Below are 18,537 nucleotides of genomic sequence, written 5' to 3' on the forward strand. Positions count from 1 at the left end.
ACCTTGGTCTGGTCTCAATACTGGATACGATCAACCGGCTTAGCTGCATAACCTGAACCGCCGTATACGGAACCGTATGTACGGTGGTGTGAGAGGACGGCGGATGTAAATCCGCCTCCTACTCGATCCTGCTACCCTTGAGATTGCATAAGCGCACCATGGAGCGTTTGCCGCAGGATTGTCCCTTTCTCTGGAGACGCTTTATGGCAGGTGCCCAAGGCGCATTGGCGAAACCCCGCGCCGATACGACTAACCGCTGGCTGGACGTTTTGGCCGGCTTGTCGATTGCCGGTTTGTTATTGCCCGAGGCGGTCGCCTATTCCAGCATTGCTGCGTTACCGCCGCAGGCCGGAGTCATTGCGTTGTTTACCGGTCTGCTGTGCTACGGCCTGTTAGGCACCAGTCGTTTTGCCATCGTTTCCGCGACCTCGTCCTCCGCCGCCGTTCTGGCCGCCGCCACCGCCACGCTGGCCAACGGTGATTCCGCCCTGCGTATGTCCCTGGCGATCGGTCTGGTGCTGGTGACCGGTGGGTTCTTTTTGCTGGCTGGGCTGCTCAGGCTCGGCAGCGTGACCTCGTTCATTGCCAAACCGGTGTTGCGCGGCTTTGCCTTGGGTTTGGCGGTGACAATCATCCTCAAACAGGCGGCGAGTGCCGTCGGTGTGCACTTGAACAGCGGCAACCTGATCCGTCTCATGCCACAGTTGTTGGAACAGTTGCCACAGTGGAATCGGGTCGGCGCATTGATGGTGGCCGTGTCATTGGTGGTGCTGTGGCTGTGCGCGCGGGTCCGGCGTTTGCCCGGAGGTTTGCTGGTGGTGGGGCTCGGCATTGCCGCCGGGCAATGGCTGAACCTGCCGGCCTACGGGGTGAAACTGATCGGTGTGATCGACCTGAGCCTTGAAGTGCCTCGGCTGCCAGTGTTGTCGTTTACCGACTGGCTGCGTCTGGGGGAATTGGCGTTTGCCATGGTGATGATCCTGTATGCCGAGTCTTACGGATCGATCACCGCGTTTGCGCTCAAACACGGTGATCGCGTTTCCTCGAACCGCGATCTGCTGGCCCTCGGTACGGCCAATCTGCTGTCCGGGCTATTCCATGGCATGCCGGCGGGTGCCGGTTACTCCGCGACGTCGGCCAATGAGGCGGCGGGGGCCAGCTCGCGTCTGGCCGGCGCGGTGGCGGCGGGTGTGGTTTTGCTCATCGTATTGACGGTGCTGCCCTACATCGCCCTGACCCCCGAGCCGGTACTGGCCGCCATCGTCATTCATGCCCTGGCGCGCGGTTTGAGCTTGCAGCCATTGGGGCGCTATTTCATCTGGCGCCGCGACCGCTTGCTGGTGATCTGCGCGGTGGCGGCGGTGCTGGTGTTGGGAGTGCTGGACGGCTTGCTGGTGGCGGTGGTGATCAGCGTGGTGCTGATGCTAAAACAAATGTCTTCGGCGGATATTCAAGTGCTGGGGCAAATGGGCAGCGGTCACGATTACGTCGATCTGCAGCGTCATCCTCAAGCCGTGGAAACCCCCGGCATATTGATCGTCAGGCCCAGCGAGGCACTGTTTTTCGCTAACGTGGAGCGCATTCTGGGTGGTGCGCTGCACCTGGCCCGGCACTCCGAGCCGCCGGTGCATACGATTATTCTCAGTCTCGAAGAGTCACCCGATCTGGACGGCACCAGCATCGAAGCGCTGGAAGCGTTCTTTTCGCAGGTGCGGGCGCTGAACATGTCGTTGATCCTGGCACGGCTCAAGGACCAGGCTCAGGCGGTACTCTCGATATTGCCCGCACAGGAGCGCGAACAGGTCATTCTCAGCGACCTGAGTGTCGACGTTGCCGTACAACAAGCGCTCACATTGTCGCAGGCATAAAAAAACGCCGCTCATCTCACGATGGGCGGCGTTTTTTATTGCTGTGTAACGTTAGGCTTGAACGACCGGGATATTGGCGTTCGCAGCAGCTTCACGGAACTCGGCGATCTGGTCGAAGGACAGGTAGCGGTAAACATCGGCCGCCATGCTGTCGATCTTGCCAGCGTATTCCATGTACTCCTCGACGGTCGGCAGGCGACCCAGGATGGATGCCACGGACGCCAGCTCGGCCGAAGCCAGGTAGACGTTCGCGCCGTCACCCAGACGGTTCGGGAAGTTACGGGTCGACGTCGACACCACGGTGCTGTTCGGCTCTACACGTGCCTGGTTACCCATGCACAGCGAGCAGCCTGGCATTTCCATGCGTGCGCCGGCCTTGCCGTAGATGCCGTAGTAGCCTTCTTCGGTCAGCTGGTGAGCGTCCATTTTGGTCGGCGGCGACAGCCACAGACGGGTTGGCAGCTGACCCTTGACCTGATCCAGCAGTTTACCGGCAGCGCGGAAGTGACCGATGTTGGTCATGCACGAACCGATGAACACTTCGTCGATCTTCTCGCCAGCAACGCTGGACAGCAGACGGGCGTCGTCCGGATCGTTCGGCGCGCAGAGCACAGGCTCTTTGATGTCGGCCAGGTCGATTTCGATGACTTCGGCGTATTCGGCGTCAGCATCGGCAACCATCAGCTCAGGGTTCGCGATCCAGGCTTCCATCGCTTGGGCACGACGTTCCAGGGTACGCACATCGCCGTAGCCTTCACCGATCATCCAGCGCAGCAGGGTGATGTTCGATTGCAGGTACTCGGTGATCGACTCTTTCGACAGCTTGATGGTGCAACCGGCAGCCGAACGTTCGGCCGAGGCGTCGGACAGTTCGAAAGCCTGTTCGATGCTCAGGTTGTCCAGGCCTTCGATTTCCAGGATGCGGCCGGAGAAGGCGTTTTTCTTGCCTTTCTTCTCAACGGTCAACAGGCCAGCCTGAATCGCGAAGTAAGGAATGGCGTGAACCAGGTCACGCAGGGTGACGCCCGGTTGCATCTTGCCTTTGAAGCGCACCAGGATCGATTCCGGCATGTCCAACGGCATGACGCCGGTGGCAGCAGCAAACGCAACCAGACCGGAACCGGCCGGGAACGAAATGCCCATCGGGAAACGGGTGTGGGAGTCACCACCGGTGCCGACGGTGTCCGGCAGCAGCATGCGGTTCAGCCAGCTGTGGATGATGCCGTCGCCCGGACGCAGGGAAACGCCGCCGCGGGTCATGATGAAGTCAGGCAGGGTGTGGTGGGTGGTCACGTCGATCGGCTTTGGATAAGCCGCGGTGTGGCAGAACGACTGCATCACCAGATCGGCCGAGAAGCCCAGGCACGCCAGGTCTTTCAGTTCGTCACGGGTCATTGGACCGGTGGTGTCCTGAGAACCCACGGTGGTCATCTTCGGTTCGCAGTAGGTGCCAGGACGCACACCGGCTACGCCGCAAGCCTTGCCGACCATCTTCTGCGCCAGGGTGAAACCCTTGGTGCTTTCGATCGGGGCATCCGGTTTCTTGAACAGGTCGAACGGTGGCAGACCCAGTTCGGCGCGAGCCTTCTCGGTCAGGCCACGGCCGATGATCAGCGGAATACGGCCGCCGGCGCGAACTTCGTCCAACAGAACCGGGGTCTTCATTTCGAAGGTGGTCAGGACTTCGTCGGTACCGTGCTTGCAGACTTTGCCAGCATGCGGGTACAGGTCGATCACGTCGCCCATGTTCATGTTGGTAACGTCGAACTCGATCGGCAGTGCGCCGGCATCTTCCATGGTGTTGTAGAAGATCGGAGCGATCTTGCTGCCGAAGCAGAAGCCGCCGGCACGCTTGTTCGGCACATAAGGAACGTCGTCGCCGAAGAACCACAGCACCGAGTTGGTGGCCGATTTACGCGACGAACCGGTACCGACCACGTCACCGACGTAGGCGATCGGGAAGCCTTGACCGCGCATTTCTTCGATCTGCTTCATCGGGCCGATGGCGCCTTGCTGATCCGGCACGATGCCGTCGCGAGCCATTTTCAGCATGGCCAGGGCGTGCAGCGGGATGTCTGGACGGGACCAGGCGTCAGGAGCAGGGGACAGGTCGTCGGTGTTGGTTTCGCCAGTCACCTTGAACACGCGCAGGCTGATCTTGTCGGCCAGCACAGGGCGGTTCTTGAACCACTCGCCGTCAGCCCAGGATTGCAGCACGCCTTGAGCGTGAACGTTGCCGTTCTTGGCTTTTTCCGCGACGTCGTGGAAGGCGTCGAACATCAGCAGGGTGTGCTTGAGTTGAGCGGCTGCAACCGGTGCCAGTTCGGCATCGTCCAGCAGGTCAACCATGGTCACGATGTTGTAGCCGCCCTGCATGGTGCCGAGCAGTTCTACAGCGCGCTTCTTGTCCAGCAGAGGGGAGGTGACTTCGCCCTTGGCCAGTGCGGAGAGGAACCCGGCCTTGACATAGGCAGCTTCGTCCACGCCAGGCGGAACGCGATTGGTGATCAGGTCAACGAGGAAAGCTTCTTCGCCAGCCGGGGGATTCTTCAGCAGCTCGACCAGGCCTGCAGTTTGTTCGGCGTTAAGCGGCTGGGGAACGATACCCAGTGCTGCGCGCTCTTCGATATGTTTGCGGTAGGCTTCAAGCACAGTTATTACCCTCATCAGTGGTCCCAAATGGGTGTCCGGGACGCTCATCCCGAAATTACCGTACTCATGCGCTGCGTGGCGTTTTGGGCCGCTTAGCCAGAATTACCGGCAATTCCTTACAGAAGCTGCTTTCAAAGTTTTACGCCTGCAGAACGGGGAGCTGATGAGGGTTGGCGTCAGGTTTTTCACCGCTGAAAAACCCTTCGCCAACACCGCTCTGAAGGAACGACTGTGCTCGTGACGCTTTGAAAACAGCTTCTAACGGACATTGGCGCCTTAAAAGGCTGGCTGATTCTACGGCAAAAAAAATTTAAAGGTAAGTTAGCCTCAGAATTTTGAAGGGTGATGAATGTTAGACAAAGGGCTAACATGCCGACCTGTTCTGCTTTCCCGTGTTTTGCCTACTATGCCCAATCAGACCATCAAAACCCCCTGCGTCGGCCTTTGCTCCACTGTTTACGGTGACCTGGTGTGCCGTGGCTGCAAGCGTTTCCACCATGAAGTGATTCACTGGAACGGTTACAACGAGGAAGAAAAACGCGCGGTGTGGTTGCGTCTTGAGCAACTGTTGTCACAGGTTATGGCCAGCAAGGTAGAGATTTTCGATCCCGCGTTGCTGCGTCTGCAGCTGGAACAGCGCAAGATCCGCTTTGTGCCGCATCAGTCGGAATATTGCTGGGCTTATCAGCTGATCGCCCGGGGTGCGCGAGTCATCAATAATCTGGAAGCCTACGGGATGGTGCTGCTGCCGGAGTTTCGCGACTGGAACCTGCCGGAACTGCGCGATGCCATTGATCGGGAATTTTTTCTGCTGTCTGAGGCGCATTACCAACGCTACATTGCGCCGGGGTTTCTCAAGGACGCGTTCGGCGGTTAAATCTTAAAAGCTTCGCGGGCAAGCCTCGCTCCTACGGTTTTGTTTCGCATGTGCAATCGACACATGACCCGTAGGAGCGAGGCTTGCCCGCGAAGGCGATCTACCTGACACCACACATCTCAATGCTGGGTCACGATCTCTTCCAGATGATCCATGATCGTATCCGGCTTGAGCACCAGCACATCGCTTTCCAGCGCATCCAGCACCACTTCCGCCGTATTACCGATCAGCGCCCCCGACAACCCGGTCCGCGCCACGGTGCCAATCACTGTCACGGAGGCCCCCAGCTTATGGGCCATGTACGGAATCAACACATCCGCCGGACCTTCCGCGATATGCAGGTGGTCGTCGTCAATGTCGAACTCGGCTTGAAAAGCTTTGCATTGCTCGCGATAGCGGGCCTCAATGGTTTCGCTGAGCTGAAACGTCGGGTCGGCCGCCGAGAGCATCGGCGACGGATGGGCGCTGATAACATGTAAATGGGCTTTGGCCAGGCTGGAGATGTCGTAGCCATGATCGATGATGCTGGCGTGCAAGGTGCGGTGTTCGCCGTCGATATTGCCGACATCGACGGCCGCCAGGATCACGCCGCCGGTCCAGGGTTTGGCGCTTTTTACCAGCAGCACCGGAGTCGGGCAGGAGCGCAGCAGTTTCCAGTCCGCCGGGGTCAGCAGGGCCTTTTTCAATGCACTGTCGGGAAAGTGCTGCTTGATCACCAGCCCGCAGCCTTCGGCTTGCTGCACATCGACGATGGTTTCGTGCAGGCTTTCGTTCCAGGCCTGTTCGGTGGTGACGCTGTAGCCGTCCTCCAACAGCGCTGCCTTGAGCACACTCAGCATGCCAGCGTGGTCGTGCTTTTTATCGCAGACCAGCAGGTGCAGATGGGCCTGGGTCACGCCAGCGATCAGTTTGGCCCGTTTAAGCGCCAGGCTTTCCGAGTGCTCGGGTTCGATGACCACCAGAATGCTGCGAATGGCTTGCATGATCGGAATCTCCCTGGAAGGTAAAAAACACTGCGTTGGACAACTATAGTTGCTGGCCGGTATTCGGCGACTTGATGCATATCAACGGTCGCGGCTGGTGGTCTGTCGGCAGGCCGGTATAATCGGCGCCCTTCGTTCTGTACCTTTTATCCGTGAGCCCCATGATCCTTCCCGAAATCCACGAATTCCTCGGCTGCCGCACGCCCGATGGCTGGGTCCAGGCCGCGCTGGCCGATCAGGAAACCCTGCTGATCGACCACAAAAACTGCGAATTCAAGGCGGCCAGCACGGCGTTGAGCCTGATTGCCAAATACCACTCCCACGTCGATCTGATCAATCTGATGTCGCGGCTGGCCCGGGAAGAGCTGGTACACCACGAACAGGTCATGCGCCTGATGAAAAAGCGCAAGATCGAGCTGCGTCAGCTGTCCGCCGGGCGTTACGCCTCGGGGCTGCGCAAAGTGGTGCGCAGCCATGAACCGGTGAAACTGGTGGACACCTTGGTGGTCGGTGCCTTCATCGAAGCCCGCAGCTGCGAACGTTTTGAGGCATTGGTGCCGCATCTGGATGAAGAGCTGGGCAAGTTCTACTTCGGCCTGCTGAAAAGCGAGGCACGGCATTTCCAGGGCTACCTGAAACTGGCTTATCAGTATGGAGACGCCAAGGACATCGCCCAGGTGATCGACAAGGTTCGTAATGCGGAGCAGGAACTGATCGAGTCGCCGGATGTGGAATTTCGTTTTCACAGTGGTGTGCCGGTAGCGGCGTAACCTCCGTATGCGGACTCGGGTGGGGCGTCGTCTCGCATGACCTGGGTGTGTCTGGATTAGCTGTGTCGTTCTTGCGGACGCCTTCGCGGGCAAGCCTCGCTCCTACAGATCGCCATCTGTAGGAGCGAGGCTTGCCCGCGAAGAGGCCATCTGCAATACCTCAGCATCAAAAGGTGTACGCCGCCTGCTTAGCCCCCTAACGGCTCAAGCCCAGGCGCTCATGCCATTGGGCGATGGATTCTTCGGGCCAGATATCGCATTGTCGATCACCGGGCTGCATCTGGACCTTCACCCATGATGCTTTCGAACCGAGCATAACGTGCGTGTGCTCGGGCGGCACTGGCAACGCCGTGTCAATAGCCGAGGCAAATGGGTGAACAAGGTCCGGCCATTCAGGACTGAACAGCCATAATCCCGAGCCGCAAACGGAACAGAAATGCCGCTCGGCGGTGCTGCGGCGGGCGCGTTTATCACCTTCGTCCTTAAGCCGCGCATGGTAAATCGAGATGTGTTTGCGCCCGCGCACCTTGAGGCTGGCGGCATCGCCAGCGATGTTGATCGCATAACCGCCACCGCCCTGGGTCTTGCGACAGATCGAGCAGTAGCAACGCTGATAAGGATAGGGATTGGCGCTGGTCAGGCTGAACGACACCGCGCCGCAATGGCAGGAACCTTCGAGCTGCATGGGAATCTCCGACGGGTCTTGGGATGACTCAAGACAGCGTAGGAGCCAGGCTTGCCGCAATGCCAGTCAGTTAAGCGAAATTCCTGTAGGCGCGAGCTTGCTCGCGAAAGCGGTAGGTCAGGCGACATCAATGTTGACTGTACTGCCGTCTTCGCGAGCAAGCTCGCTCCTGCAGGGTCTCGCGGCTTAACTGACAGGCATTGAGGCTTGCTCGCGATGAACGATAACGCGGTCTACCGGCTGGGCACCCGCCACAAGTACCACGCCGCCACCGTCCGATATGGCCGCCATGCCAGCCCGATTTCAATCATCTGCTTGCGAGTCGGCTGTACCTCCAATCCCTTCAGCCGCCGATAACCCTCACGCACCCCAAAGTCATCGGCCGGCAAAATGTCTGGCCGCTCCAGGCTATAGATCAGCAGCATTTCCACTGTCCAGCGCCCGACTCCGCGCAAAGTAATCAAGCGCTCGATCAACGCTTCATCGTCCATGGCCAACGCCGTGGCGTAGTCCGGCACCACACCTTCCAGAGCCGCCTGAGCGATACCCTGGATAGTCGCGATCTTGCTGGCGGAAAACCCGCAACTGCGCATTTGATCGAAGTCTGTCGCCAGAATCTGCTCGGGCCTGGGGAAGGTGTTCGAAGGAAATAACGCCAGCAGCCGGCCGACAATCGCATCGCCGGCCTTTGCATGCAGTTGCTGATAGGCAATCGCCCGCACCAGTGACTCATAAGGATCGCGAGCCGCGTGGGGCTGATGCAGGCAGGGGCCGATGGCGCTGATGTGACGTTGCCAATCGGCGTCGAGGGCCGAGAGAAATTCGCTGGCCAGTTGATAGGTGTCGGGCATGGAACATCCTGAAGCGAGGGTGACTGCGGGGAAGATTAGTCGTCCCCCCGCAGCGCCGCACTCCATTGCTTGCGGTCAAACTTTGCCGGTGGGGGCTAACAGGGCGTTCACTTGGCCATAAGTGAAGGTCTTGATGTCGCTGCTATCGAGCTTTCCGGTTTCCAGAAAGCTTTTCGCCAGCGACGCCATGGCGCCGTAGAGGAATTCGGCGATGCTCGAGCCGGCGCTCAAACGGCGCACGCCGAGGGTTTTCAGTTCCTCAGGCGAAGGCAGGCCCGAGAAACCTAGTACGTTCACCGGCAGCATCGTGCCACGGCACAGCGCTTCAATCTCATACGCCGCCGTGACGCCCGCCGCGAACAGCCCGTCGGCCCCGGCTGCCTGATACAACGCGGCCCGTTCAAGTGTCTCTGCCACGCGATCTTCGGCTGGCACCAGGCCTCTGAGGTACACGTCGGTACGAGCGTTGATGAACAACTTCACATCACGGCGATTGGCGACCTGGCGAGCGATTTCGATCTTGCGGGCCAGCAGTTCGGGCGGCGAAGCGCCGTCCTCGATATTAATCCCCACGGCACCGGCGGCGATGACTGCGTCGATCACTTGCGCGACCCGCCCCAAGTCATCGGAGTAACCCGCCTCAATGTCCACGGTCAAGGGCACCGTGATGACTCGGGCGATGGATTCGACGGTGGAAACGAGACGTTCAAGCGGCAAGGTGTTGCCATCCGGGTAACCATGAACCCAAGCCACCGCCGCGCTGCTGGTGGCGACGGCCTTGCTGCCCAGTTGCTCCACCAGTCGCGCCCCGGTGGCATCGGCGACGTTGGTCAGAATCAGCAGGCCACCCTGGTGCAGTTGGTGGAATTGGTTGTCGAGTGTGTCCATCGAATGTCCCTCCTTATGACTTTTTTGAATAAACGGCGGACTGATCAGAATGCGAGTTGTTGAGTGATTTGCATCGCGGCGCTTTCCAGTCTGAGCAGAAACGCCTTGCGCGGTTGCCCTCCACCATAGCCGGTCAACGAGCCGTCTGCACCGATCACCCGGTGACAGGGCAGGATAATCGCCAAGCGGTTTTGTCCGTTGGCCAGACCCACGGCGCGACTGGCGCCGGGCTTGCCCAATTGTGTGGCGATGGCGCCATAAGTGCAGGTCTGGCCGTAGGGAATTTTCATCAGCTCGGCCCACACCTGCCGGGCGAAAACGCTGCCGGGCAGGTGCAGTGGCACGTTGAATTCGGTGCGTTTGCCGGCGAAGTATTGCGCCAGTTCTTCTTCGATCTGCTGCAAATGCCCGTTGTGCCCGTTGTGCCCGGGGGCTACGGCGTAGCCATAACGGTTTTGCAGCTCTTCGATTTCCTTGGTCAGTGCCGGTCTATCGAGAAACTCCAGCAGTACCAGCCCACGCTGTTCGGCCATGGCGATCATCGGCCCCAGTGGCGTGGTCAGCCGAGTGAACAGCAGTGGCTCGCTGTGGGCGGCGCGGCCGGGTGTGATATGGAACGACTTTTGAAACGCATCGCGAAAACCGCTCAGGGATTCGTAGCCGGAGTCGAACGCGGCATTGTCGATGGATTCGCCTTGTTTGATGCCACCGAGGGCGATGCCCAGGCGCCGACTGCGCAGCCAGGCGTGAAAGGTCATGCCGAAATGCTGCTTGAACCAGCGGCGCAGTTTCAGCGGCTCGATGCCCTCGGCAAGCAACTGGGCATCGGTCCAGCGCAGGTCGGGATCGGTGTCGACGGATTTGAGCAGCCGTTGCACCCAGTCCGGCGCGATGGCTGCGGCGTCCAGCGGCTTGCAACGCAGGCAGGCGCGATAGCCTGCCGACATCGCCTCATCGGCATGGGCGAAAAACTCGACGTTTTCCGGTTTCGGTTTGCGCGCCGTGCAGCCGGGGCGGCAGAAAATGCCAGTGGTTTTGACCGCGGTAAAGAACACCCCCTCGTAGGCGGTGTCGCGTTCGAGCATGGCGCGAACCATCTCGGCATGGGGCGGAAGCACAGCGTTTTGTAGGTTCATGGGCTGAGCATAGGCCGCGTCGCCCGGCGTCTCCACCGGAAAATCGACAGTGAATTTTTGTCGCCCTGAGCTACAGTCATCGGGTCACCGGTACTGCTGAAAACGATATTTTCAGGAATCCATCCCAATGCAAGCGTTCACGATTAAACACATCGATCACATCGTCCTGCGCGTCAAGGATCTCGAACGAAGCATCACTTTTTATCGCGAGGTATTAGGCGCCGAACTGGTCAAGCGCCGCGACGATTTGGGCCTGGTGCATTTGCGTGCGGGCACCTCGATGATCGACCTCGTCGACATCCAGGGCGAACTCGGCCGCAAGGGCGGTGCTGCCGCTGGCCGCGAACGGCGCAACGTCGATCACTTCTGTCTGCGCATCGAACCGTTCGACGAGGACGCGCTGGTCAGGCATTTGCAGTCCTTCGGCCTGACACCCGAGAAAGCCGCCGTGCGTTTCGGCGCCGAAGGTAAAGGGCTGTCGATCTATTGCTACGATCCGGACGGCAACCAGATCGAACTGAAAGGACCGTCTCAAGGGTAAAGGTCACGCCCGTTTCGCCATCAACAACACCGAAGCCGCTGCCGACAACAATACCGCGCAGCAACGGTTGAACATCCGCTTGCCCCGTGGCTTTTGAATACACCGCGAAGATTGATTTCTGTTTCAGGCGATTATTTCGTTGGACAATAGTCGGGCAGGTGATCATCACCCTCAACGCCTGGCACCTGATTGACGAAGGCCTGTGCGCTCGCGACGATCGAGGCATTTTCCGGGTAGGTCGTCTTGTAGTCGCTCAATTGTTTCTCGGCACTGCTAAATGCATTTCGCGCTTCGACTGTCAGCAGGAAGTCCGTTATTGAAGGATTGTTTTCCCCCTGCGAGTAGTTTTGAAAACCTGCTTCCAGAGCCTTCTTCTGATCCAGGTCGGAAGGCGAATACTGATCGAAGACGTTGGGGTAATTGATTTTCTTGAGCGCATCCCGGGCATGCCCAAAGCCGGGGTCCGCCTGCACATACACCACCCTGGAAACCCGAGTCAGAGTCATCAACCCGGTACACATGGCACAAGGTTCAAGCGTGGTATACACGGTGTATCCCTTGGCATATTTGCCAACGGACGGGCAATTCAAAAAATTCTGGATCAGGCGGACTTCTCCGTGCTGGCTGGCATTGTCAGTTTTGTTAGCCGCATTTCTAGCCCAGAAAACCGGTTTCGAATCGTTATCCACCAGTATGGAGCCGATGTTGTGGCCTCGGCTGGCAGGTGTTACGGGCGCTTTTTGCCAGTCGCGGTAAACCACTGCCAACGCGGCCAAAGAGAGAATCTGATCGCGCTCGACCTGTTGCGCGGTGGGTGTGGCCTCCTCGGCGCCTGCCTCTAGGATCAGGCTTAATAAGGCTGCGGAAACCAGGGTTTTCATGCTGTTCATCCTGACCTACCTCGTTAGTTGCTCCCGGAGTGCAAGAAATAAGCTAGAAGCAATTACATGGGTGTCAAGGTGCCAGCTATCACAAGAGAGAAAGCAACAAGCCAGCTCGGCCATCGCGGCATAGCTTTTCGCGAGCTTATCGAAACCAAGTAATTTCGCGAGAACTGGAGAGATGCTCATGAATGGCCCATAAGGCAAAGAAGCCGAAACCGATGCTGAATGCGTCCGTCAGCGATACCAATCCGGTGCACGTAGTCGACGTCTTCGTCAATGAACTCGATTTGGTCAAGCTGGGTTTTGAAGGCGTCATTCCAGCCGATACCTTTTTATAGAAAGTAGACAGAGAGCTCGTAAATTTCAGGCCCGTTTCGCCATCAACAGCACCGAAGCCGCCGCCGATAACAATCCCGCGCAGCAACGGTTGAACATCCGCTTGCCCCGTGGTTCGGCGAACCAGCGGCGCATGTGCAGGCCCATGTAGGCGTAGGCGCTGATGGCGATCCATTCCAGCATCAGGAATAACACGCCGAGCACAACGAATTGCGCGGCAATCGGTCGAGTCGGGTCGACGAACTGCGGCAGGAATGCGGTGAACAGCAAAATAGCCTTGGGATTGCCCGCCGCCACCAGAAACTCCTGCCGCGCCAGAGCGACAATTCCAACTGGCGTGCCGGTCACAACCTGCTCGGCCTCGGGATTGGCGCGCCACAATTGCCAAGCCAGGTACAACAAGTAAGCGGCGCCGATGATCTTGATCGCATAAAACAGCCATTCCGAGGTTTGCAGCACCACTGACAAGCCGGCTGCGGCCAGGGCGATCATCCCGGCAAACGCCAGCAAACGACCGACGCCGGCCACACAGGCGCTGCGATAGCCATAACGGGTGGCGTTGCTGACCGACAGCAGATTGTTCGGGCCGGGGGCCATGTTCAGAGCAAAGCAGGCCGGGAGAAACAGGGCGAGGGTGGCGAGGTCCATGACGACGGCTCCAGTAACGAGAACCGTATTTTTATCATGAGTGACGAGTGGGCCGGCCCATACAGCGATGAGCGCAAATCGCCGTACACTTGTGCCGGCTTGGTTAAGGCTGCTTTTCAACAGGCGAAGTGACTAACTCTGCGGATCGATATTGTCCAACGCTGATGAATTCGATAAGCGCCTTCAAGGCCGGTGGCACGTGACGCCGGCTGGAGTAGTAAAGAAAGAATCGGTCAGGTGGTGCTTTCCATTCCTCGAGTATTTCTGTGAGATGCCCGTTCCGTATATCGTCGCGAGCCAGTTCCTCGTAGACATAGGCGATACCGGCGCCATCTTTGGCCGCCTGGATCATCAGCGCGTCGTCTTCCAGAATGAGCGGGCCATTGACAGCCAAGCGTATCGGTTGCCCGTCTGCCTGATACTCCCAAGCGTAAAATTTACCACTGGGGAAACGCCTGGCAATGCACGTATGGTCAAGTAAGTCGCGGGGTGCGTGCGCCATTCCCCTCGCGCTCAGATAGGCATCCGCCGCAACGGTTACGAACGATTGAGGTGCGCCGACAGGGACTGCGATCATGTCTCCGGCCAGGCTTTCACCAAAACGAACGCCAGCGTCAAACCCGCCGCTCACAATATCGGTTAAACCATCATCGGCGACCAGCTCCAACTGAATACGTGGATACCTGGCCACGAAGGTAGCGAGCAATTGCGCAAACACAATGCGAGCCGCCGGACGCGCCACGTTCAGGCGAAGTTTGCCTGCGGGTACTTCCTGCATCGAGGTCAGTTGTGCCAGTGCATCGGCAACCTGATGCAGGGCCGGAACCAGTGTCGCCAATAGCTGCTGGCCGGCCTCGGTCGGGGTCACGCTACGCGTGGTTCGGTGTAGCAGCCTGATGCCCAGGCGCGCCTCCAGCGTGCGCATCGCGTGACTCAACGCAGAAGCCGATACGCCACGCTCGTCGGCGGCCTTACGAAAGCTGCGATGGCGGGCCACGGCGGCGAAAGCATCTAGTTCGGAGAGGTCGGGATTATTACTCATGAATACAGTTCAGTAGTACAAATACGATTACCCATCTTATCGACACTAACCACCTCCCGGATACTTCTCACATCATTTGTCGAGAGGTCACCATGCAAAAGAATCGTCTTGGAACGTCGGATTTCCTGATTTCTCCTATTGGACTCGGGACATGGGCAATCGCCGGTGCCGGTTGGGAGTACAGCTGGGGAGCGCAGGATGACAAGGACAGTCTGGCCGCACTTGAATATGCCGTCGAGCGCGGTGTGAACTGGATTGATACCGCTGCGGTTTATGGCTTGGGCCATGCGGAGCAATTAGTGGGGCAATTGTTGCGTCGGGTGTCGGCCTCGCGGCGTCCTTTGGTGTTTACCAAAGGCAGTTTGGTCTGGGATCCTGTAACGAAGGAAATTACCCACTCGCTGGCCCCTCAATCCCTGCTCGCCGAGATCGACGCAAGCTTGCGCCGGCTTCACGTCGAGACTATCGATCTCTATCAGATTCACTGGCCTGCTTTTCCTGCCGATGCAAACAGCGAGGGTATTGAAATGGCACTTTCGACGTTGGCAGCTGCGCGCGATCAAGGAAAGATTCGTGCTATTGGTGTTTCGAATTTTGATGTCGCTCAGCTCACACGGGCGCAAGCGGTGACAGAAATCGTTTCGCTCCAGCCGCCATACTCCGCCTTGATGCGAGACATCGAGAACGACGTCCTGCCGTTCTGTGAGCAGGCCGGGATGGGTGTGCTCGCCTATTCCACCCTTCAATCAGGGCTGCTTTCCGGTGGCATGACCCGCGAGCGCATCTTGCGACTGCCTGAAGACGATTGGCGCAAAACCCGAAGTGCTGATTTCCAGGAGCCCCGGCTCAGTGCAAATCTGGCATTGGTTGACGTCATGGCACGTATTGGAGAAAGGCACGGTGTGAGCGCTGCTGCGGTGGCCATTGCTTGGGTGCTTCGCAAGCCGGTGGTGACCGGCGCCATTGTCGGTGCCCGCCGTCCCACACAGGTGGATGGGGTGATCGCCGCTGCGGAGTTGCGCCTTAGCGTTGCGGAAATCGACGAAATTCGACCTTATCTGCCATTGGGCATGGGAACAAATGTCCCTGGCGCCGCTGCTCAGACCGAGGCGGCGATCTTTTGATCTTGAATGTCGACAGTCCTGGTGAAATCAAGATCAAAGATCGCCCGAACATGGCCCCAGCCTACCCGGGACGCGGTGCTTCAACGGGCGGTGTGCCGTCGTGAAACATCGTCTTCAGTTGAGCACGCAACTCCGGTGAGTCGGTGTGCTTGTGAACACTGACCGCATGCTGTGCGGCGGCCTCGAGCAGTTCGTTTTCAGAGTCTGCGGACAGCGCGACCGAGCATTTGGAATCGCTTGGAAACTCGCGGCAGTCGATATATTTACGCGCCATGATCTTCTCCTCCCTACGATGAAGGCAGGCCGGGGCCTGCGTGAATGATCACTCGAGGTGCCATCCCATACATCAAACACGATGGCACGACTCTTAGAGTATAGGCCCCGCTATGAGGTGCATCGTGACATCCAACACCACTGCATCGCGGCACCGGACAGGGCAGTTTTCTTCAATACGGCGTTCAGGCGGTTCCTTACCTTGAGGCCTGGTTCAACTGAATTGAAGAAGGTATGCGATGAGTCTGATTCTTTCCATGGCCGCGTTTGCGCTGGTCGCCTCTATAACCCCGGGACCGGTGAATATCGTGGCGTTGAGTTCCGGCGCGCAATTCGGATTCCGTGCCAGTCAGCGGCACGTGGCCGGAGCGACCCTGGGGTTTGTATTGCTGCTGGTGCTGATGGGGCTGGGGTTGCATGAACTGCTGAAACTGTGGCCGTTCATGACTCGAGTGGTGCAATTGGCCGGGGTGGCTTTTCTGCTGTTCATGGCTTTCAAATTGGCCACTGATAACGGTCATCTCGATGCCAAGGAGTCAGGCCGGGCGCCGTCGATGCTGTACGGCGCAGTGATGCAATGGCTCAACCCGAAAGCCTGGCTAGCCTGTGTGGCGGGGATGGGTGCGTTTGTCGCCGACGGCGAGGCGTGGCTGGTTTGGCAGTTTGCGGCGGTGTATCTGGTGATTTGCTATTTGTCGGTGGGTTGCTGGGTGTATGCCGGGACGTTTTTGCGCGGCTATCTGAGCAATCCGGCGGGGATGAGGTTGTTTAACCGGATCATGGCGTTGTTGCTGGCGGTGAGTGCGGTGTATTTGTTGTTGCCTTGAGTCAATCCGCTGTCTGCCTCAGCCGCGGTACTGCCCCGGTGTCGCCGCCAGATGCTGTTTGAATGCGCGCTGAAAATGCGCTTGATCGGCAAACCCGGCTTCCAGCGCCACATCGGCGATTAACTTGCCGCTGCGCAATCGATCCCGGGCGAACTGGATGCGCCGGTTGACTAGAAACGCATGAGGCGTCATGCCGTAATGCTGCTTGAACGCGCGGATCAGGTAGGACGGTGACAGTTGCGCCGCCTCGCAAATGTCTTCGAGTTTGAGCATAAGCGTGCAGTTGTCGCGGATATAGTCGGCGGCCCGTTCCAGCTTGAAATTGGGCTCGCGCAGCGGTTGATCGACGGGGTTGAGCCGCTGTTGCACCTCGGTGAAAAACTCCACCGCCGCGCTGTGCTTGTGCAGCACGTCTTGCTGCTGATCGACCAACACCTCGTACAAATTCTTCAGGCCGGCAAACAGCTCAATGTCACGATTGTGAGTGATGGAAAACCGGCGAAACGCCGAGTCCTGGCTGACGCCGAGCTGATGCTGCAAATCGGTCAGCCACGGCGTTTCGATGTATAGCATCAAGTACGACCAGGGCTGGTCGTCGATCGGATTGCAGGCATGCACATCGCCGGGGTTCATCAGCACCACCGTGCCGGCGCTGACCTGATACTGCGATTGCTCGTGGATATAAGTGCTGCGCCCGGCGGTAATCGCACCGATGGAAAAGTGTGCATGGGAATGCCGGCTGTAGCAGACCTCGCGACCATCGGCGATGGAACGGGCTTCGATGAAGGGCAGGGCGTCGTCGCGCCAGAAGCGCGGGGCCTTGTCTGCATCTTTGGCAACGGTGTGCTTCATTTCGGGGTCCTCGGCAGGCCAGTGCCCGAGTGTATTAGCTCTGGCCGGCAAAGGCTCGCTCCAGTTCGGCGATGTCGAGTTTTTTCATCTGCAACATCGCTTGCATGGCGCGCTGGGATTTTGTTGTGTCGGGGTCTTGCATCATGTGCATCAGCGCCACGGGCACGATCTGCCACGACACGCCGAATTTGTCTTTGAGCCAGCCGCATTGCTGCGCCTCAGCGGGGCCGCCCGCAGACAGGCGCCCCCAAAAGTGGTCGACTTCTTCCTGAGTATGGCAATTGACCTGGAATGAAATCGCCTCATTGAACTTGAAAACCGGGCCACCGTTAAGGCCAGTGAAGCTCTGCCCATCGAGCTCGAAACTGACGGTCATCACCGAACCTTCCGGCCGGCCATGGATTTCCTGACCTGCCTTGCCGTAATGGGTAATGCCGGCGATTTTTGAATGATCGAAGATCGCGCAATAAAACTTTGCGGCTTCCTCGGCCTGATCGTCGAACCAAAGGCAGGGCGTGAGTTTTTGAACGCGATGCATGGCGGTGCTCCTCTGCAGGTTTATCACTCTGGATTATCAGCGTAGTCAGCCTGTGATGGTCCGGTTGTGCCATAGATCGACAAGTCGCGAGAATTCCCCTCAACCCGGCAGCTGCTACGTAGAGCGGGTCGGCGGCGACCGGTGGTCGATGAACATGGCTTGTGGGTCAAATTGCGCTTAGCTGTAGGGATAACCCAAGGCACGTGTAAATCCGCCTACAGAAAAATAATGGCGTCGCGGCAAAGGCGCCCCTTCAGAACACCGTGAGTCTGAGGAAACCCGCATGCTGACCCTGAACATTAATGGCAAGGACCAGGAACTGGATGTCCCCGCGGACATGCCGTTGCTCTGGGTGCTGCGCGATGTCGCGCACCTGACGGGCACCAAATTCGGTTGCGGCATGGCCCAGTGCGGCGCCTGCACCGTACACGTCGACGGCGCGCCGCTGCGCTCCTGCATCACGCCCGCCACGGCGGTGGCTCATGGGCAGAAAATTCTCACCATCGAGGGCTTGTCCGCCGATGGCTCGCACCCGGTCCAGCAAGCCTGGGCCGAACTCGATGTGGTTCAGTGCGGTTATTGCCAATCGGGGCAGATCATGTCGGCGGCCGCGTTGCTGGCGAAGATCCCCAAGCCCACCGACAGCGACATCGACCAGGCGCTGTCCGGCAACATTTGCCGCTGTGGCACCTACCCAAGAATCCGCGCCGCGGTCAAACGCGCCGCCGAGATCGGTTGATACACGTCGAAGGGAGCTGACCC

At 58.8% G+C, this 18,537-nt stretch carries 19 protein-coding genes and 2 pseudogenes; 8 read left to right on the forward strand and 13 right to left on the reverse strand.

Translation table 11 applies throughout. The annotated features are described in order from the left end of the window. The first annotated feature begins 203 nt into the window (after window positions 1-203). Window positions 204-1,868, forward strand: a complete 1,665-nt coding sequence (locus tag CKW20_RS22355) for a SulP family inorganic anion transporter (RefSeq protein ID WP_095054826.1) — start codon at window positions 204-206, stop codon at window positions 1,866-1,868. Between the two features lie 51 nt (window positions 1,869-1,919). Here the strand turns inward: CKW20_RS22355 and acnB are convergent, their stop codons facing one another. Continuing rightward, a complete protein-coding gene (gene acnB, locus CKW20_RS22360) occupies window positions 1,920-4,520 on the reverse strand; it encodes a bifunctional aconitate hydratase 2/2-methylisocitrate dehydratase (protein ID WP_095054827.1) in 2,601 nt (866 codons plus the stop codon). 406 nt (window positions 4,521-4,926) lie between these two features. On the opposite strand from acnB, the gene CKW20_RS22365 reads away from it, so the two are divergent. Next, window positions 4,927-5,397: a DUF1289 domain-containing protein gene (locus tag CKW20_RS22365; protein WP_048394589.1), complete on the forward strand. Its 471-nt coding sequence runs from the start codon at window positions 4,927-4,929 to the stop codon at window positions 5,395-5,397. Window positions 5,398-5,516: 119 nt separating this feature from the next. On the opposite strand, the gene CKW20_RS22370 is transcribed toward CKW20_RS22365, so the two are convergent. After that, on the reverse strand, window positions 5,517-6,380 hold the full coding sequence (locus CKW20_RS22370; protein ID WP_095054828.1) for a universal stress protein: 864 nt from the start codon (window positions 6,378-6,380) through the stop codon (window positions 5,517-5,519). Window positions 6,381-6,541: 161 nt separating this feature from the next. Between CKW20_RS22370 and CKW20_RS22375 the strand changes: the two genes are divergently transcribed. Then, complete coding sequence (locus tag CKW20_RS22375) at window positions 6,542-7,150, forward strand: tRNA-(ms[2]io[6]A)-hydroxylase (RefSeq protein ID WP_095054829.1); 609 nt, start codon at window positions 6,542-6,544, stop codon at window positions 7,148-7,150. A gap of 196 nt (window positions 7,151-7,346) precedes the next feature. Here CKW20_RS22375 and CKW20_RS22380 read toward each other — a convergent pair whose 3' ends face one another. From CKW20_RS22380 to CKW20_RS22395, 4 genes are all read right to left on the reverse strand, one after another. After that, the gene (locus CKW20_RS22380; RefSeq protein ID WP_095054830.1) at window positions 7,347-7,835 is read right to left on the reverse strand and encodes a GFA family protein; all 489 of its coding nucleotides are present in this window, start codon (window positions 7,833-7,835) and stop codon (window positions 7,347-7,349) included. A gap of 233 nt (window positions 7,836-8,068) precedes the next feature. Then, window positions 8,069-8,686, reverse strand: coding sequence for a DNA-3-methyladenine glycosylase (locus CKW20_RS22385; protein ID WP_095054831.1), 618 nt, complete (start codon window positions 8,684-8,686; stop codon window positions 8,069-8,071). A gap of 75 nt (window positions 8,687-8,761) precedes the next feature. Further along, window positions 8,762-9,574, reverse strand: coding sequence for an isocitrate lyase/phosphoenolpyruvate mutase family protein (locus tag CKW20_RS22390; protein WP_095054832.1), 813 nt, complete (start codon window positions 9,572-9,574; stop codon window positions 8,762-8,764). Between the two features lie 44 nt (window positions 9,575-9,618). After that, the gene (locus CKW20_RS22395; RefSeq protein ID WP_095054833.1) at window positions 9,619-10,710 is read right to left on the reverse strand and encodes a bifunctional transcriptional activator/DNA repair enzyme AdaA; all 1,092 of its coding nucleotides are present in this window, start codon (window positions 10,708-10,710) and stop codon (window positions 9,619-9,621) included. Between the two features lie 127 nt (window positions 10,711-10,837). Between CKW20_RS22395 and CKW20_RS22400 the strand changes: the two genes are divergently transcribed. Then, complete coding sequence (locus CKW20_RS22400) at window positions 10,838-11,251, forward strand: VOC family protein (RefSeq protein ID WP_095054834.1); 414 nt, start codon at window positions 10,838-10,840, stop codon at window positions 11,249-11,251. Between the two features lie 3 nt (window positions 11,252-11,254). Here CKW20_RS22400 and CKW20_RS29345 read toward each other — a convergent pair. Then, window positions 11,255-11,356 (reverse strand): annotated as a pseudogene (locus CKW20_RS29345) (LysE family translocator); the annotation flags it as partial. A 26-nt stretch (window positions 11,357-11,382) separates the two neighbouring features. After that, entirely contained in the window at window positions 11,383-12,132 is a 750-nt protein-coding gene (locus tag CKW20_RS22405) for a nucleoside deaminase (protein ID WP_176466946.1), read from the reverse strand. A 191-nt stretch (window positions 12,133-12,323) separates the two neighbouring features. On the opposite strand from CKW20_RS22405, the pseudogene CKW20_RS29640 reads away from it, so the two are divergent. Next, a pseudogene (locus CKW20_RS29640) lies at window positions 12,324-12,464 on the forward strand (hypothetical protein); the annotation flags it as partial. A gap of 34 nt (window positions 12,465-12,498) precedes the next feature. Here the strand turns inward: CKW20_RS29640 and CKW20_RS22410 are convergent. Both CKW20_RS22410 and CKW20_RS22415 read right to left on the reverse strand, forming a co-directional pair. Next, window positions 12,499-13,119, reverse strand: a complete 621-nt coding sequence (locus CKW20_RS22410; protein ID WP_095054836.1) for a LysE family translocator — start codon at window positions 13,117-13,119, stop codon at window positions 12,499-12,501. A gap of 103 nt (window positions 13,120-13,222) precedes the next feature. Next, on the reverse strand, window positions 13,223-14,161 hold the full coding sequence (locus tag CKW20_RS22415) for a LysR family transcriptional regulator (protein ID WP_095054837.1): 939 nt from the start codon (window positions 14,159-14,161) through the stop codon (window positions 13,223-13,225). A gap of 92 nt (window positions 14,162-14,253) precedes the next feature. Here CKW20_RS22415 and CKW20_RS22420 point away from each other — a divergent pair, with 92 nt between their 5' ends. Next, window positions 14,254-15,285, forward strand: coding sequence for an aldo/keto reductase (locus CKW20_RS22420; RefSeq protein ID WP_095054838.1), 1,032 nt, complete (start codon window positions 14,254-14,256; stop codon window positions 15,283-15,285). A gap of 61 nt (window positions 15,286-15,346) precedes the next feature. Here CKW20_RS22420 and CKW20_RS22425 read toward each other — a convergent pair whose 3' ends face one another. Then, the gene (locus CKW20_RS22425) at window positions 15,347-15,559 is read right to left on the reverse strand and encodes a DUF1059 domain-containing protein (RefSeq protein WP_095054839.1); all 213 of its coding nucleotides are present in this window, start codon (window positions 15,557-15,559) and stop codon (window positions 15,347-15,349) included. Window positions 15,560-15,797: 238 nt separating this feature from the next. Here CKW20_RS22425 and CKW20_RS22430 point away from each other — a divergent pair, with 238 nt between their 5' ends. Beyond that, window positions 15,798-16,385: a LysE family translocator gene (locus CKW20_RS22430; RefSeq protein ID WP_095054840.1), complete on the forward strand. Its 588-nt coding sequence runs from the start codon at window positions 15,798-15,800 to the stop codon at window positions 16,383-16,385. An 18-nt stretch (window positions 16,386-16,403) separates the two neighbouring features. On the opposite strand, the gene CKW20_RS22435 is transcribed toward CKW20_RS22430, so the two are convergent. Both CKW20_RS22435 and CKW20_RS22440 read right to left on the reverse strand, forming a co-directional pair. After that, window positions 16,404-17,237, reverse strand: a complete 834-nt coding sequence (locus tag CKW20_RS22435; RefSeq protein WP_095054841.1) for an AraC family transcriptional regulator — start codon at window positions 17,235-17,237, stop codon at window positions 16,404-16,406. A 34-nt stretch (window positions 17,238-17,271) separates the two neighbouring features. Further along, window positions 17,272-17,775 (reverse strand): VOC family protein, encoded by a 504-nt coding sequence (locus CKW20_RS22440; RefSeq protein ID WP_095054842.1) that lies wholly within the window; start codon window positions 17,773-17,775, stop codon window positions 17,272-17,274. Window positions 17,776-18,058: 283 nt separating this feature from the next. Between CKW20_RS22440 and CKW20_RS22445 the strand changes: the two genes are divergently transcribed. Beyond that, the gene (locus CKW20_RS22445; RefSeq protein WP_007906916.1) at window positions 18,059-18,514 is read left to right on the forward strand and encodes a (2Fe-2S)-binding protein; all 456 of its coding nucleotides are present in this window, start codon (window positions 18,059-18,061) and stop codon (window positions 18,512-18,514) included. The last annotated feature ends 23 nt before the right edge of the window (window positions 18,515-18,537 follow it).

The organism is Pseudomonas sp. Irchel s3b2 (assembly GCF_900187445.1).
Classification (GTDB): Bacteria; Pseudomonadota; Gammaproteobacteria; order Pseudomonadales; family Pseudomonadaceae; genus Aquipseudomonas.